Annotated in this window: 24 protein-coding genes; 17 read left to right on the top strand and 7 right to left on the bottom strand. The window is 50.8% G+C overall.

Annotation, left to right across the window (positions count from 1 at the left end; translation table 11 throughout):
* Nucleotides 1–39: 39 nt before the first annotated feature.
* The 12 genes from ACO0LN_RS10955 (at nt 40) to ACO0LN_RS10900 (ending at nt 6897) form a co-directional block, all read left to right on the top strand.
* Nucleotides 40–255 (top strand): hypothetical protein, encoded by a 216-nt coding sequence (locus tag ACO0LN_RS10955; protein ID WP_162042814.1) that lies wholly within the window; start codon nt 40–42, stop codon nt 253–255.
* A gap of 589 nt (nt 256–844) precedes the next feature.
* A complete protein-coding gene (locus ACO0LN_RS10950; RefSeq protein WP_422973617.1) occupies nt 845–1192 on the top strand; it encodes a hypothetical protein in 348 nt (115 codons plus the stop codon).
* Nucleotides 1189–1503, top strand: coding sequence for a hypothetical protein (locus ACO0LN_RS10945; RefSeq protein ID WP_422973615.1), 315 nt, complete (start codon nt 1189–1191; stop codon nt 1501–1503). The genes ACO0LN_RS10950 and ACO0LN_RS10945 overlap by 4 nt, the downstream gene beginning before the upstream one ends.
* A complete protein-coding gene (locus tag ACO0LN_RS10940; protein ID WP_255431517.1) occupies nt 1500–1628 on the top strand; it encodes a hypothetical protein in 129 nt (42 codons plus the stop codon). The genes ACO0LN_RS10945 and ACO0LN_RS10940 overlap by 4 nt, the downstream gene beginning before the upstream one ends.
* Before the next feature lie 43 nt (nt 1629–1671).
* The gene (gene ssb, locus ACO0LN_RS10935) at nt 1672–2109 is read left to right on the top strand and encodes a single-stranded DNA-binding protein (RefSeq protein ID WP_422973613.1); all 438 of its coding nucleotides are present in this window, start codon (nt 1672–1674) and stop codon (nt 2107–2109) included.
* Between the two features lie 107 nt (nt 2110–2216).
* On the top strand, nt 2217–2369 hold the full coding sequence (locus ACO0LN_RS10930; RefSeq protein WP_422973612.1) for a hypothetical protein: 153 nt from the start codon (nt 2217–2219) through the stop codon (nt 2367–2369).
* Nucleotides 2366–2677 carry a hypothetical protein gene (locus ACO0LN_RS10925; RefSeq protein WP_162042819.1) on the top strand — a complete coding sequence of 104 codons (312 nt, stop codon included), beginning with the start codon at nt 2366–2368 and terminating at the stop codon, nt 2675–2677. Before ACO0LN_RS10930 ends, ACO0LN_RS10925 begins: the two co-directional genes overlap by 4 nt.
* Nucleotides 2678–2870: 193 nt before the next feature.
* Entirely contained in the window at nt 2871–3038 is a 168-nt protein-coding gene (locus tag ACO0LN_RS10920) for a hypothetical protein (RefSeq protein ID WP_422973610.1), read from the top strand.
* 114 nt (nt 3039–3152) lie between these two features.
* Complete coding sequence (locus ACO0LN_RS10915; RefSeq protein ID WP_422973609.1) at nt 3153–4235, top strand: hypothetical protein; 1083 nt, start codon at nt 3153–3155, stop codon at nt 4233–4235.
* Nucleotides 4177–5289, top strand: coding sequence for a hypothetical protein (locus ACO0LN_RS10910; RefSeq protein ID WP_422973607.1), 1113 nt, complete (start codon nt 4177–4179; stop codon nt 5287–5289). Before ACO0LN_RS10915 ends, ACO0LN_RS10910 begins: the two co-directional genes overlap by 59 nt.
* 118 nt (nt 5290–5407) lie before the next feature.
* Nucleotides 5408–6124 (top strand): hypothetical protein, encoded by a 717-nt coding sequence (locus tag ACO0LN_RS10905; RefSeq protein ID WP_422973605.1) that lies wholly within the window; start codon nt 5408–5410, stop codon nt 6122–6124.
* Between the two features lie 44 nt (nt 6125–6168).
* A complete protein-coding gene (locus tag ACO0LN_RS10900) occupies nt 6169–6897 on the top strand; it encodes a hypothetical protein (protein ID WP_422973603.1) in 729 nt (242 codons plus the stop codon).
* A 79-nt stretch (nt 6898–6976) separates the two neighbouring features.
* On the opposite strand, the gene ACO0LN_RS10895 is transcribed toward ACO0LN_RS10900, so the two are convergent.
* Entirely contained in the window at nt 6977–7360 is a 384-nt protein-coding gene (locus ACO0LN_RS10895; protein ID WP_422973601.1) for a DUF3592 domain-containing protein, read from the bottom strand.
* Between the two features lie 184 nt (nt 7361–7544).
* On the opposite strand from ACO0LN_RS10895, the gene ACO0LN_RS10890 reads away from it, so the two are divergent.
* Nucleotides 7545–8111 carry an NUDIX hydrolase gene (locus tag ACO0LN_RS10890; protein ID WP_422973599.1) on the top strand — a complete coding sequence of 189 codons (567 nt, stop codon included), beginning with the start codon at nt 7545–7547 and terminating at the stop codon, nt 8109–8111.
* Nucleotides 8112–8133: 22 nt separating this feature from the next.
* Nucleotides 8134–8544: a pilus assembly protein PilP gene (locus ACO0LN_RS10885; RefSeq protein ID WP_422973597.1), complete on the top strand. Its 411-nt coding sequence runs from the start codon at nt 8134–8136 to the stop codon at nt 8542–8544.
* 367 nt (nt 8545–8911) lie between these two features.
* Here ACO0LN_RS10885 and ACO0LN_RS10880 read toward each other — a convergent pair whose 3' ends face one another.
* Entirely contained in the window at nt 8912–9526 is a 615-nt protein-coding gene (locus ACO0LN_RS10880; RefSeq protein WP_422973595.1) for a hypothetical protein, read from the bottom strand.
* 1 nt (nt 9527) lies between these two features.
* Between ACO0LN_RS10880 and ACO0LN_RS10875 the strand changes: the two genes are divergently transcribed.
* Entirely contained in the window at nt 9528–9662 is a 135-nt protein-coding gene (locus ACO0LN_RS10875) for a hypothetical protein (protein ID WP_422973593.1), read from the top strand.
* A gap of 305 nt (nt 9663–9967) precedes the next feature.
* Here the strand turns inward: ACO0LN_RS10875 and ACO0LN_RS10870 are convergent, their stop codons facing one another.
* The 3 genes from ACO0LN_RS10870 to ACO0LN_RS10860 all read right to left on the bottom strand — a co-directional run bounded on the left by ACO0LN_RS10870 (nt 9968) and on the right by ACO0LN_RS10860 (nt 11404).
* Entirely contained in the window at nt 9968–10459 is a 492-nt protein-coding gene (locus ACO0LN_RS10870; RefSeq protein WP_422973591.1) for a hypothetical protein, read from the bottom strand.
* 101 nt (nt 10460–10560) lie between these two features.
* Nucleotides 10561–10938, bottom strand: a complete 378-nt coding sequence (locus ACO0LN_RS10865; protein WP_422973589.1) for a hypothetical protein — start codon at nt 10936–10938, stop codon at nt 10561–10563.
* A 40-nt stretch (nt 10939–10978) separates the two neighbouring features.
* Nucleotides 10979–11404, bottom strand: a complete 426-nt coding sequence (locus ACO0LN_RS10860) for an ExbD/TolR family protein (protein ID WP_422973587.1) — start codon at nt 11402–11404, stop codon at nt 10979–10981.
* Between the two features lie 365 nt (nt 11405–11769).
* Here ACO0LN_RS10860 and ACO0LN_RS10855 point away from each other — a divergent pair, with 365 nt between their 5' ends.
* Both ACO0LN_RS10855 and ACO0LN_RS10850 read left to right on the top strand, forming a co-directional pair.
* Nucleotides 11770–12234 (top strand): hypothetical protein, encoded by a 465-nt coding sequence (locus ACO0LN_RS10855; RefSeq protein ID WP_422973585.1) that lies wholly within the window; start codon nt 11770–11772, stop codon nt 12232–12234.
* A gap of 198 nt (nt 12235–12432) precedes the next feature.
* Nucleotides 12433–13035: a DUF4240 domain-containing protein gene (locus ACO0LN_RS10850; RefSeq protein ID WP_422973583.1), complete on the top strand. Its 603-nt coding sequence runs from the start codon at nt 12433–12435 to the stop codon at nt 13033–13035.
* 155 nt (nt 13036–13190) lie between these two features.
* On the opposite strand, the gene ACO0LN_RS10845 is transcribed toward ACO0LN_RS10850, so the two are convergent.
* Together ACO0LN_RS10845 and ACO0LN_RS10840 are read right to left on the bottom strand one after the other, a co-directional pair.
* The gene (locus ACO0LN_RS10845; protein ID WP_422973581.1) at nt 13191–13757 is read right to left on the bottom strand and encodes a hypothetical protein; all 567 of its coding nucleotides are present in this window, start codon (nt 13755–13757) and stop codon (nt 13191–13193) included.
* A 284-nt stretch (nt 13758–14041) separates the two neighbouring features.
* The gene (locus ACO0LN_RS10840) at nt 14042–15040 is read right to left on the bottom strand and encodes a LysR family transcriptional regulator (RefSeq protein WP_422973579.1); all 999 of its coding nucleotides are present in this window, start codon (nt 15038–15040) and stop codon (nt 14042–14044) included.
* Nucleotides 15041–15210 lie beyond the last annotated feature (170 nt).

Raw genomic sequence — 15210 nt, 5'->3', positions numbered from 1 at the left:
TAGTTCTACTCATGGTCAGACAAACAAAGAAAGCGACACATGAGCACGCAAACTTATTTTGGATTACCCAAAACCTATTACGCCCAACCGGCCACTGCATCCACTGCGGTGCTGATCAACGGGCAAAACCTGATCGACGCCTTTGCTGAATGCAGCATGGAACAATGCAACAAAATGGCCAGCCTGCTGGACCAGGGGCGGTATGAAAACTTTGGCAGGATGATGGCGAAGGTCATGCAGGACTGGCAGCAATAAATAGGGGCCGACGAAAAACCGCCCCAGCTGCGTTGCAGCTCCCGCATTTCGCAAGATTCGGTACTAAAGTACTGTCTTCGTCGCTGACGGTGTAATTGGGGTTTCAGACAACGCGTTGTCTGCCAATGAAACGAACTACCCTTGCAAAGGGTAGTTTTTTAGAGCGATAGCCTTGCTGGAACGATTTTGCGTCAGCCCCTTAGAACCTAAGCATGTAATCGCATAGCACGCAAAAAGAATACGCTGGTGAAATCGGTTCGCGGCCCATTTCACACTTGCCGGAGTAGCGTCCGGCACCTTGTCTGCGCTGGCCTTGCACCTTCTGCTGCCGCGTTCACCCGCGGCGGGCAAGGCCAGCGCATCACATTGGTACTTGTTTTTTTCCGGCATCAACAGCCAGCCGCAATGGCCAGCTAAAGCAGCACAGCATGAGCAGTACGGTATCAACGATGAAGTATCACCCGGCATCACCAGGTATCACCCTCAAGCATCACTCTTACAGTATCACCCAAAAACTACATTGATTAACACGAGAACGAGTGCGTTTTTCTGTGCGTATGCGCTCGCCCAAAATTTTGTGAGGACTAGTATGAAAACATCCCTGACAGACTGGCTGGTCACTGCCCTGGCGTATATCGTCATCTGCACTGTGCTCAGCATCATCAATAATGAAGAAGACAAAATACCAGGCGCTGAGCAGCTTGAACAGCCTGAAAAACAGGCGGCACCCGCCAGCCGGGCGGCGGCGAGACTGCATGCCTCAGTGACTGCCTCAGCGACTACCTCAGTGGCTACCTCAATGACCGCATCTGCGAATGCATCAATGAATACACAGCTCGCCAAAAAAATACCTGAGCAAGGCACTGCGCGCAGCGAGCTGAGCCAGCTGGCGCAAGAAGCAGAACGCATGACAGGCTTTGGCGCGAGGGTGCAATGAAGCATAGCCGCCAGTTACATGCCGTGGGCAATGCCCTGTTCGATACACGCAGTAGCCAGTGCATGGCAATCGCTTACGGCTGGCAGGCCGAGGCGCATTACGATGCCAGCGGCAATATCTGCAACCCCGATGCCCTGCAACCGTCTGACGAAGCCATTGCCAATGCCCGCCTGTGGGCCAAAGCACCCGAGCTGCTGGACAAGGCGCAGGCCCTGGCAGCCAGGCTGCCACAAGATGATCACTGGTTTGCTGCCCATGAAGCGCAAGCCCTGCGCGAACTTTGCCTGTCTTTAGAGAAAGCCACAACATGAACGATACACATGCTCTCATCAACCACCTGCACATGCGTGTGCGCATCAAGTGCGCCGTATATCGCATGATACGCGACCTCGGTTACAGCCGTCTGGCGGCATGCAAGACAGCGTTGCAACATTGATTTTTGAAATTTTTAAAAATTTTCACACAAGGCGATAACACGAATGGCATCCGTCAATAAAGTGATCCTCGTTGGCAACCTGGGCCGCGACCCTGAAACCCGCTACGCCCCCAGTGGCGAAGCCGTCAGCAACATCACCATTGCCACCACCGACAACTGGAAAGACAGAACCAGTGGTGAACGCAAGGAGCGCAGTGAATGGCACCGCATCAGCTTCTTTGGCCGCCTGGCAGAAGTGGTCGCCATGCATCTCAAGAAAGGCGCGACCGTCTATGTAGAAGGCAGCCTGCGCACCCGCAAATACACAGACAAGGATGGTCAGGAGAAATTCATCACTGAAGTACGCGGCGACACCATGCAGATGCTCAGCAGCAGATCCGCAACCCAGGCAGATGGCACGGATGGCACACCGCAAAAACCCCGCCAGCCCGCCCGCGCACCTGAGACCTGGGACAACATGGATGATGATTTACCGTTTTAATCAGCAGTAAAAACCGCCTGGATAACAATCTAGTAATTCCCTCTCCTTCAAGGAGAGGGCCAGGGTGAGGATGGGTTTCTTGTGCAATGTGATGATGAGTCAATCAAATGGAAACCATCGCCATCCCCGCCATTTCAATGCGCTGCCAGCAGGCGGCCTGGAAATGGATAGTGCAAAGCGAGCTTTGCGAAACTGCAGCAATTTCCCTTGCCAGGGAAAGAAGTAACAAGCCAAACAACCGCCGAAAGGACACAATATGAGAAACGACATCGCCGTACGCTATGCCCAGGTGGCGCAAATCCTGAGTGACAAATTCCTGTTCATCGAAGACATCATGCGCGAGCTGCGCACTTCGGAAAATTATGCGCGCAAGCTCATTAGTGACCTGTGTTTCTCAGGCCATGTCGTACAACGCGCCACGCCCACGCCCCGTGGCCGCAGCAAGCTGCAGTTTGGCTGGCACAGCGGCAAGCCCGCACCGACCATCTATACCCGCCAGATCAAACCACCGACCGACAAGATACGCCGCACTGATCCGCTGATGATTGCGCTGTATGGTGAGGCCTGAGCATCATCCATCGCACGCATGGTCTTGCGGTGCAAGCAGTAACTGCACCGTAGGAGCGGCTTTAGCCGCGAATGGTCGCCACGACCTGCTGGGTCGCGGCTAAAGCCGCTCCTGCAGAGAAAAAATGCCAGTCAGCAGGGTGCGCCATGCGCACCATTTCTCATCGCTATCTTTGCAATCATTTCTGAAAAAAATGCGGCGCCCCATTCCGCATGCCCAAACCTGCCTGGAAGATGCAGCAAAAACACCAACCAATAAAAATCACCACAGGAACATCATGCCAATGAAACGCATCACCGGCCCGGACGGCCTGCCCTACCTCATCGATACACAAGAAGACGACGAGCAATCCGATAACTGAGCCAACTCTGATTTTCTGTCAGCCTTGGAGGATAGCAGCAGTCTGACCCCAATTTCTGGCATACCCCGTAGCAGCGAGAAACTCGACCATCTCATGAGATACTTTCCGAGTGCAATGAACAGGGCCACAGACAGCGAAGACAAGGAACAATATATTGATCATCTGGTGCCCAAGTTCCCTTCTGATATGCCAAACCTGGCACCATCTGAGTTACTCCCTTATCTGCGCAGGGGCTGGTCCCGTGGGGCAGACAGCAAGAATGCTGCCCAGCTCTTGCCAGCTTTCATCAACAGGGCTGCACCAGGAGAAGAAGGCCTGACGCCAACTGAGCTGCCCCCTTATCTGCGCAGGGACTGGCCCCGCACAGACAACAATGGCTTGACCCAGTTCCTTCCCGATACCATCAACAGAGCCACGCCTGGAGCAGACGACGCGCAAATTCGTGGCCCTGCCTTTCTCTCACGTCTGCCTGACATGCAGGGTTTGACACCATTAGATTTGCGTCCCGCCATGTATAAAGAGCTAAGTCCTGAAGAGACGCGCAAAGCCATACGCTTGTTATCAGGCACGATGAGCGGAAACGCAGATCCATTTGCCGGACTCCAATTTTCCAGAAGGCCAAACCTGGATGACGAGCAAAAGCTGACCGCGCTAGAGGGCAGTGGGGGTAGCATTCAAACGGCCACACCGACGAGAGGCTTGCTCCTGCGTGCCATGGCGGCGAATGATGATATTGGTCCAGATGAAAATCTGACTGGGCAAAGCCGCCGTGCAGATGATGACATGTCACCTGGCTCCGGCGCACAGGGCACCATCGGCAATCAATTAGGCTTATTGAACAAGTTCAGTTTTCCTCAGTCAAGCGCGGTCAAATCTGTACCAGCCTCGTTCATCCGGCAATCTGAACTTTATGCACGCACGCACTCAGCCCTGCCATTGTTCGATGAGGATGTAGATATCAATCCCTCGCGCTTTCCGCACGATCCTTACATGCCCCCTGATATGCGCCTTGAATATGGTGTTGATGGGCGTGCAATGTCGGGAGAACCGGGAGATGCAGAAAATCAGGGGCAAGACAAGACATGGGATGAAGGCTTAAGACTCCACAATGAACCTGCCACTGACAATAAGGTGAGCGATGAAGAAGGCGAAAGGCGCACAGCCAAACTCTTGCGCGAGACTATTGCAGGCACGTGAAGACAGCGACAAAGCACTGACTCCCATAGGGGCGCGCGCCAACAACAGCCCCGAAGCAATCGCCGCTGCAATGGGACAGGATGTCGCCCGCATGAAGAAGGGGATGACCGGCAAGGATATGAAGGCCGACCGTGCCACGTTCAATAAAAATACCGAGGACGAACTAAACGAACTGGATGCAATAGCAGATCGTGAAGGCTATAGCGCGGCAAACAGAGCCATGTTGAAGAACACTTATGCGCTGGCACGTTACGGTGCATTAAACAAAGACAATCCAGATTTCATGTGGACGAAATTAGGCATCTTTGCGGCCAATACGGTTCGCCACGGCCTGGTGCAATCCCATAATTCTGCAGATGCCCTTGACGGACTTGGCCCCATCCTCCCATTGATGTCCGGCGCATCGGGAATACTGGGCGGCATGAGCGTCGGTGAAGCCGCAAAATTAACGCGTGCCATGGCAGACGAAACCCTGAAAGGCCAGATCAATGTACTCAAAGATGTCGGCGGTTTGTCAGTCATGCACAAGATGTATGGATCAGCCGCCATGAAGGATGCTGCTTTTGAAAGCATGTCTGATGCCGCCAGAGATTCTTTTAAACTGCAAAGGCAAGCTGAAGAGGCGCGTGATCGTGGCGACATGCAAGGTTTTTACCGGCTGCAGACCGATGCAGCCATAGAGATGGGGCGTCACGAACAAAGTAATTTGCAAACAATGTGGGACAAACCATCCATGGCAGCATTTTCAAAATTGAATGCCATGTTATTGAAAGAAACGGGCATGGCACTGGTTCACCCAGACATCTACATTGGCACCAATCGTGACACCGACAAAACAAACAGCAGGAATATTACCGTTCCACAAGGCAGTGAAGACCTGACCTCGCTTGAGAACCGTGTTAACATCGCACGTAATGGTTTTAATGCAATTAATGAAATGCGGCAGACGCCTGAGGGAAATAATTTACTCAACTTCCACCCGCGGCAATTGGGCAGTGGCAGCAGGCTGATAAAACCTTTCTTTAAACCCGACTGGTGGAAATTCAATACATAAAACACGTCACAGGATAATCATGAAAATCATCAAATTGTGTGCATGCCTGATTTTGCTTCATTTTTCCGTTGCCTGCGCTGACCAGGCAAAGCCTGTCCTGCCTGTCATACAGTTACGCATGGACGCACCCGTCAGTGAAGTGCAAGCCAAATCAAGTTACCAATTTGATCAAAAATTCCTGAAGGGCGTACCCGGTAAAGAATATATCACCACGCCGCATGTACTTCTCTACAAAGATACGGACCTGGAATTTCGCGTAGAAAAAAAGGGGGATATCCGCAGCCTGGCGACATATCTGGGTTATGAAATACGTCATTTTGAAGGTGCCCCCGAATCACTGATTTCACATTTCTCGTTTTTCCCCATTGATGACTACGTCGATGCGCACACCGCCGTTGAACAGATAAAAAAATTCAGGGATGTTTTTATCTCCCAAGGCTTTATATCGACAGATAAACCATGGCTAGACTCTTATGTCATCAGTAGTGAGCAACCGCAGAAATATTTGACGTCATTGGAAGGCCTGGAATCTCTTTTCCTCAATTCTCAATCCTACGTCAAACAAATCAGGGCAGTTGTATTAAAAAAGAATAGCATCGAGATCAAAATAGATATTGTCAACCTCAGGAGAAAATATGGGAGCCGTACCGACGCAGATGATAAGGATTATGCACCTACCGAAGACAGGATTGCCCGCGAAATCAGAAGCCTGACGCCAGCAGAGTTAAAAACCGAACCTTCTTACTCGGTACAAATCATATTTTCACAAACGCGGGAACGGTCTAATCAACGATCAGAAGAAATTGAAATGCTAAGACGAGCTGAAGAGAAATGATGGCAGACAATTCTAATCCTGGCGACAATGAATATTGACGCGCAGTGCAGCCCACCCTCGCCATGTCACACCCTGTTAGTACAGTAGATGAACATCATATACTGAAAGGCCGCAAGCGAGCTTTGACTTATGCCATCGCACGCGTGGATGACGAGCATAAAATCATCCACATCTGCTTGAGCATGAACTATGGCAAGCCATCACTGCTTACCTGTCTGTTGGGACTCGCCAAAAAGCCCGACGACGCGCAGTTTGAATACCATGCGAGGCTGGCCGATGAGGGTATAGCAAAATACTGGAGCCGAACCATCACGCTCAAGGGTGAAGCATGGGATGTCAGGGTAAGGCCGGAAAGATCAGCGCAAGACATGCCCCTGACCCTGGCAAACCCGGGCAGCCGCCTGCTTGGCAACCTGAGCAGGCGCTCGCGCAATCCCTACCCGTTTTTTACCGGTACTTTATATTACGATGAAACGGATGGCGCAGACCCTGAGCGCTCGTATGCCATGACAGCGGCGCATGAAGTCGGCCATCCATTACTGACGCATGCATTTGGGGCGCTATGGTCCTGGGGGCATGCAGGTACATCTACCCTGCTGGGCAGGAGATATGACTCTGCGCCAGAATGTCCTGCACAAGGTGAGATCAACCTCATGCTTTACTACAATAGAAATACCAACTGTGTCATTGGTAGTGACAGTATTTTTGAAAGAACCATTGCCAGTGAAGACGACCTTAAAACGCTGGTATATATTGCTGGCCGGGGTAAGTGAGATATTGCTCAACACTGCGAAGGTGAAGTATTTTACTCCTCATGCCTGGGGAAATTCTTTACTACTGCAATACCGCCACTCACGCAAACAGCAACGCGGCAATCGCAAAGACAATTCCACCAATGACCATATACCAGGATGCTTTTTCTTTTTCAAAGACAAACTCATGTGGGCGATTGGGGTCATACAAGACGCTGACTGGTCTGCCTGCTTCAAAATCGGCGATCAACTCAGAAGGGAAAGAATGTTTGGCGGTGATTTTTTCACCCTTTTCAGTAGTGAAGCTAAACTCGGCAGTGTAAATCGATTTGCGTTTGGTGTAGTCCTTGATGGGATCAACCACGGCGGGTTTGCCTATGGCCTTCATATGTGCCAGGGATGAGCGCTCAGAGAAACCCGCCGCCATGAATGCAAGACCGGCGACCACGCCCAGGATTTTGAAGACTATGCTCTTTTTTGCCATGCCCAGACCCCTGCTTAATCCACAATGATCATGCCAGTGTAGCATCATGATGATGACGGCAACAACATCTGCATTGTGCTATCCCTCTATTGCAATGTATGCCGCTATGCTGCGCAAGGGCAGTCCAAAGATGCAGGTGGGCAGCCCTCCGCTATAATCTGCGTTTTGAAACATACACTGCATCATGCAAAACCAGCTCACCGCCCTGCTACTGGCACATACGGCCAGCGACGCCACAGAAGCCATGCATTTGACAACCGCGCTGGACTTTGTGCGCACCACCGCCCGCTGCACCAGCCGTGCCACCCTGGCCGGACATGTCACAGCATCCGCCTGGATACTGCACCCCGACGGCCAGTCTGCGCTGCTGACACATCACAAGAAACTCAACCGCTGGCTGCAACTCGGCGGGCATGCCGACGATGCCGACACCAGCATACAGGCCGCTGCCGCTCGCGAAGCGCGGGAAGAAAGCGGCATAGCAGACTTGCGCCTGTTGAGCGATGCGCTGTTTGACGTTGATGTACACCCCATCCCCGCCCGAGGCAGCGAGCCCGCACACTATCATTACGACGTGCGATTTTTATTCCAGGCACAGCATGTGAATTTTAATGTCAGCGAAGAGTCACATGCCCTGGCCTGGGTGCCGTTGGCTACGCTGGCGGCAGAAGATGGCAATGCGTCGGTTGCCAGGATGGCGAAGAAGAGTCTGGGGATGGCCGAGTTTGCGGGTATGGGGGATATCAAATGACAGGCACTGGAACAATATGGCAATGACATTCAGACCTGCACTGCGGCTCATGGTGGCACTGACTTTGTTGATGGCAGCAACACCGTCCGGGGCCACTTTCCTCATTAGCGAACTTCAACTACTCGCTTACGGCGATATGCTGCTGACAGGAACCGCACAATCGGGCAAGACATGGATAGCCTGTATCACGACCATGGACGGCAAACAGGTCAACGTCAAAAAGGGCGACTATGTAGGACCGAAATTTGGCCTCATCCAGAAAATTGATGCCAGAGGCATCCATGTGTCTGAAACGGTGCAACTCAATTTTGCTGAATGGGTAGAAAGAAAATGGTATTGGCCAGTGGTGAGTGACCAGTCTTTGCGGGCAAAATGCAGGTGGACAGCTGCACCAGACAAAAAATGGAATAATCCTGCTCATTTCAGAGATTAACTCGCCGGATTTGTGCTGTACCGTACAACACATATCACGCGGTACTTCATGGTCGCCGATCTATATATTCATTTTACCTATAACCCCAAATCCGTCATGCCAGACTTGATCTGGCATCCAGGGTTTTTGACCGTACTCCCCGTGTAACAGTACCCGCAAAAAAAGCGCGGTTTTCATGCACATAGCAAAACACCTAATCCGTTCACAATCAACGCCGCTGGATGCCGGATCAAGTCCGGCATGACGGGTTTGCGGGCAGGAGATTAAAGCGACACTGATTGGCACAGGGCCGTGATGTCCTTCTTACGGCGACAACACGATATTGCTGATCATTTGCCAGAACGCAGCATCTGCACTTCAATCCAACCTAACCTGCCACACAAACCCGCCTGGCTCTGTCAGTACGCAAAAAACTCGCACCACTGGCAAAGCTGGCGCGGGCACCGCAGTGTGAACTGCATCCATCACCCGTTGCTGACAAGACGAGCTGGTGTTGTTTGACAGTCAGCTTGATCTGGCAATTCTGGATATCATTATCGCCTTTTCCTGGCAGATAGCTATACACATTACCAGCCAGCGCGAACTTGCCATTGAGGCTGCAATTGTGGCCATTGGATTGTACGAGTATGGTATTCACCTGTGCCTGGTCATTGCCTGCGCTTTTGATGGTCAGACAGTCTTGCACTATCGTATGTGTGCCATTGGCAAATTCCATGTCATGGCTGACTTCGTAGTTACCATCGACCTTGCCATCGATCTTGCTATTTGCCGGTGCGTCTTCATTCCATTGCACGAGCAAAGCGATGCGGGCTACATAGGCATTTGCCAGGCATTGCACATTTTTGCAGGCATCACGCGTCGTGCGCAGCCAGCGCTGCTGGCTGGATTTGAGTAACTCACTGGTATTGGTGCCCGTGGCAGGGCTGGCTGCTTTCATTGCGGCCTTATAGGCACCGGCCATTTGCTCATCAAGGATGGACAAGTTGTTTGTCTCACATATCATGCGTTCCACTGGCTTGCTGGGCTTGCTGCAGTCAAAACTGGCGGCGTGGGCTGTGCTGGCCAGGGTGGCGAATAAAGCGAATAAAGCAAGAGTGAAAAGCAGGCGCATAGACTAGAGATGCATGATGTGACTAAAAAACTAATTTTATGTCAATTCGTACACTATCTGTCACTTATTTTTAAGTGATGAAATCAACTCAGCGACCATTTGGTATCTTGCCATTGCTGCGGCACTAGTAGTGACGCCAGCAGTCTCCTGGGCTGGCGAGTTTGTTAGCACCAGTACACCGAGCTGCGTTCTTTGATGGAAAAGAGTACTCATGGCAACAAAAATTTTAAGCATACACTTCTTACCGCTTGGTCAGCTTGTTGAAAAAACCCCTGAGCAAGGATATCAATTTTGTCGGACATTACCAAATTTTCATTTGTACATATGGACTAACCAAACATATGCGGACTCTTTTCTTTCGATTTCTTTTTTATCGACAATGACCTTGTCTTTTATGACGATCAAAATGATCTTGCTCACTTGTATAGGATGTCCACTCATGGCACTCAGCAATTTGAGCGGGCCGAAGTATGAATTATATTCTTCGCGGACAACAACAATATCCACTCCATCCAACTCGCATTGAAACAAGATCGTATCAGCATCAGCGAGAACGGCATCGTCAAACATTAATTTTCGGTTCTTTGAAACATACTTTGCTATCTGGGGCAATTCAGAACCAGTAATGGAGGCGATTTTATGCAGGCTGATGTCGGGTATGTTGACGGTGTAATGGGTTTGCTGATCTTTGTCTTCTTGCAGCGACAGTTGCACTTCATTGGCAGGTACCGATGATGAATACAACAGGGCTATACCGACAAGCAGGTGTGTCATGAATTGAACGGTATGTTTAAAGATACGCATAGCTTATTGGTGTTTTAAAAAATTGTTTGCATTTGCAAACAGCGTCAACCAACCAGCAGGGCGCGCCGTGCGCATCCTGCTGAGTATCCGCGGTCACTTTTTTACATCACCGCAATCAGGCGCACTTGTGCGGCTTTGTTTTCTGCTTCGATGCAACGCAACAGGATGATTTGCAACTCCTCCAGCACTTCATTGTTGTCGCCAGATTCTGTCAGGGCAGCTTCCAGTGCCCGTATGCTGGTCAGCAATTCGGTGGGGTTGACCCATTTGGCGTTTTCGGCCAGCCAGCTTTCATCGAGATCGTCTTCGCTCATGTTGTATTCAACGTCTGAATAATCAACAAACTCACTCAATGGCTGCACGCCCAGTTCTTCACACTGGGCATCGATGTCTTCGAGTTCGTCGAGCAGGTAACCCAGGTCATCGGGTGCCATGTCGTCGCTATCGCTGTCGAGTTTTATCCATAAGACCATGCTCATGATGTGTGTTCTCCGTGATTGATGAAATTTTTGTCTGTACTCAGGAAGGCAGCAGGCCGTCGTTGATGATGTTGACGTAGTCCAGCCCATGACGCCGGGTCGATGCCAGCACTGAGGTCACTTGCTGGTAAGTAGTAGCGTGGCTGGCACGCAGAAAGATAAACTGGCGACGGTCCTGGCGCAGGGCGAGTGCCTGAAAACGCTGCTCCAACTGTCTCTTCGTGAGCACCTCGCCATTCAATTGCAAGCTGCCATCAAAATCAATGTCAACAAAATTGGCATTCGCATTCTGGTCAAAAAAAGCGCAGCCGCTTGCGCCATATTCGATCAGATGCCTTTCTGGCGGTACAGTCATGACCAGCATGGCGATCAGCGCCAGCATGATACCTATCATGGGCGTGCTGTCCATAGTCAGCAAGACCTCATCTTCTTTTTGCCTGCCCTGGGCTGCCTGTGCTTGCATCATGTCTTTGTCCTCGTTGTTACGGCCGGATTACTGCTGGATTACTGCTGGATTACTGCCATATTTGCTGTTGCAGTCATAGTACACATTTTGTAAAGCTGTTGCAAAGTGAGCAAGCTCAAGTAAAGAGAAAGGCTAGCCTGACTGCCAGCGCCAAAGACCATTGTACTATCGGGCAATAAACCTGCCCATGCCTGTCCGTTTTTAGCATCAGCCCGGCAGGCAAAAGAAATTCATCTTGATGTTCTAAGACAAGTTCTGGGGACTGTGGCATTATATTTTAGAAGTAATTGAGAAGTAGACTAAAACCACAGCATAAGTAGCCCTGAAGTAAATAAGCCAGTCTCACACCTGTAAAGGCGCGAAGCATGAAAATCTATTCGGAAATCATCGTTCTGTATGACCACGTCGCCATGCCTGGCGAAGATGATTTTTGTCCGGCGTTCTGGCAGGCAGAAGAGTTTGATTCAGATGGCGATTTTTATGGCGATGATGAATCGAAGGACTGGACCACGCTGAAGCTGACCAAGCATTATGCGAATGGCCGCAACAGTGACTTTCAGTTGTATGTACATCGCGAAAAAAGTGGCGATGCCGCACATGAGCTGGCCCGCTATTTTCAATACCGCAATGATGGCCAGTACAAAGAAAAAAAGAATGTACAGGAAGCCAAAAACCTGTGCGTAGCCTCGCTTGAAATCAAGGCCGCCTCGCTGGAAGACTACCGCGAATTTTTACGCACCGTGCATTTTTTCCTCGAACACACAGGCGGTATCGCTGCCAATGTGGGCGGCTTTGATGCGTGGGATTTCAAGACGGAGTTTGTGGATTGATGTTTTGTAGGATGCGCCGTGCGCACCATGTTCGTCCATGCCTCCATGTCCCCACGCCCATAAATCACGAAAGATAAAAAACGGTGCGCACGGCGCACCCTACTGCCGGTGCCACGGCTTCGTTATGTTACCGCATTCGTCATCTAACGATATCAAAGCTGCTTTACAATAGCGATACGTTAAACAAGCAGTATCTTCATGAATGACACTGATTTCTGGCACATCGTTGCCGTCACCAATCGCACGGCACGCTACCAGCGCTATCGTGCCGAAGACCTGGAATACCACCTCAGCAAATTATCGTCTGAACTCATCATCGAGTTTGATATTCTTTTCCACAAGCTTGTATATCAGGCGGATATTGGTGACGTGTATGGTGCTGGTTGCCTGTTGCATCAGGACTATATGAGCGACGATGGATTTTTATACTTCCGTTACTGGCTGGTTTCCATGGGTCAGGCTGCGTATGAAGAGGCATTGCGCAATCCAGACAGCATGGCAATGCTCGATATTGTCCATGACCGGGATGGCCGCCCCGATGTTTCTGATGAAGACTATTGTTACGCCATCTACAAGGCCTATGAAAAAGTCACCGGCAAGCGCATAACTGATGCTCCCCGTGAAAGCGATCCCGCAAACCTGGCAGAACCTGTCTGGTTTGACTGGGCCTATTACACGCATGAAGTGATGGCAGAAAAATTCCCCATACTCTGGCAAAATTACCTGGCTGGCCAGCTTGACAAGGACGCGGCCCGAAAGGTATTTACTGTCAGTAGTGAAGGCATCAGCGGTGAGGGTTAAACCGCCTGTCTTTGGCTGCTATGGTGCTCCTGTTCGCGGCTGAAGCCGTTCCTACATTTGGCAAGCGCCGGTTCGTAGAACGCATTGTAATGCGCCGCATGCAGGTATCCTGTACCGCATGGGCATTTTGACCAGGCATGCAAATATCCCTGCTACTAGATTATCTCAACCGAGTGCCTGAAAGTTTCGCAGACTATCCTGAACACGCTGCCGCGTGAAAAATACCATTCATGAACCACGGCCTGATTATCGTCTGTCAGGCTCACTTCATGTATCAATAAATCGCCGTGGCCAATTGTCGCAAATGGGGGATGAGCAAAGTCTTGCGGTGTCACGATGCTGTATTCAATCACGCCCGAATAAACAAGGTGGATTTTCAGGTCATGATACGGCCCCAGAAAACTTGCCTCTATCTGGATGGCGCGAATCTCTGAACGTTCACCACTTGCCGGTTCAGAGATACAGAATCGCTCCAGCCAGGCATCATGCAGGCTTTGGTGGCTGCGCAGGTCATAATTGCCCGTGTCTATAGCGAAGGCATACACGTCTGGCGGAAAAAGATCACGATGCTCTTGCAAGTATCGTTGATAAGACGAGAAATCGAAGTCATATTCCCCAACCTGCTGTGATTCAAAGAATTTCATCTTGTAAAAATGTGGATGCGTAGTGTGCGACGTGCGCACCGGTCTGGAGTCTGGCGATAGGCATTCTTCGGTGCGCATGGCGCACCCTGCAAATCAGCAAATCAGCAAATCAGCAAATCAGCAAATCAGCAAATGATAATGTCTGCATGATAACGCGCACGAAATCACATCCCCAAATAAAAAACCGCCACGGAGGGGGAATTCCGTGGCGGCAAAATACCTAAGGAGACACAACAATCATAGGATATCGGATTAATGTTACACAAATATGACGACGATATTTTACAATTGCTTAAAAGCATGTAAATTGCTGATGATGCCTTTGCGTCGCGCGCATCTGTGGCAGGGGTGCGTATACTGTCTCAGCCTATACGCATCTTGCCGGGATGCGGTATGCCAAGCTCCCTGAGTTTTTCTTCATGGATGCGGAAAGGGCAAGTGCCCAGCCACATGTCTTCTTCTGGACGCGGGAATTTGCTGGCGACAAAATCGACAAAGCGCCTGACCTTGGCCGACAACTGGCGGCGGCTGGGATAGACCATGGAAATCGACACCGCACCAAAGCAGTGTTCAGGAAACAGCCTGACCAGCCTGCCCTGCGCCAGGTCATCATCAATCTGGAAAGACGTGCGCAAGACCAGGCCCATGCCCGCCAGGGCACAGGCGCGCAACACGTCTGCATTATTGCTGATGACCTTGCTCTGGATAGGGATGCTGCGGTAAGAGTCGCGGCCTACGCGTTTGTCAAAGGCCATCCAGTTATCGCGTAAAAAATCATAATTGAAATTGAGGCAGCGGTGGCCAGAGATATCCTCAGGCTTGGTGGGCGTGCCATGTTCCTTGAGGTAGCTGGGCGAGGCACACAGCAGTACTTCAGACGTGGCCAGCTTGCGCGAGATCATGCTGCCGTCTATCTTTTGCAAATCCAGGTAAAAGCCGACATCGATGCCCTCTTCGACCAGATCAACCTGGTGGTCAGTGATTTTGATGTCGAGCATGACGTCGGGATAATCCCTGGCAAATTCGGGCAACAGCTGCGCCAGTTGCGCTTTACCGAAATGCGGTACAGAATAGATGCGCAAGGTGCCGCTGGGTTTTTTGGCCGCATATGAGGCGATGGCATCGGCATCGTCAATATCGCTCAGGATGGCACGCACCCTGTCCAGATACACCAGACCCGTCTCTGTCAGCGACAATTTACGGGTAGAGCGGTTCAGCAATCGCGTGCCCAGATGGCTCTCCAGATCCGCGATATAACGGGTGACAACAGCGTTAGACATGTCCAGTGCCGTAGCTGCCTTGGCAAAATTGCCCAGCTCTACAACCTTGGCAAAAGTACGCATTGATTGCAATCTGTCCATTTTCAAGCCCCTTATTGTTCCTGATTCAGCAATAGTATATTCCCATTTACATACTTTATTGTTGAATCCGAAAAGTCTACACTTCTCTCCATCGGTGCAGTGCAACATAAATCAAGCTCTACACCGCGCCGCTGGCGACGACTTGTTTCAGTTGTTATCGGAAGTGAAAT

Source organism: Undibacterium sp. TC9W, from assembly GCF_049339865.1.
In the GTDB taxonomy this organism is placed as follows: Bacteria; Pseudomonadota; Gammaproteobacteria; order Burkholderiales; family Burkholderiaceae_D; genus Undibacterium.
The sequence above is the reverse complement of the archived record's forward strand: the minus strand, read 5'-3'. Positions and strand labels throughout refer to the sequence as shown.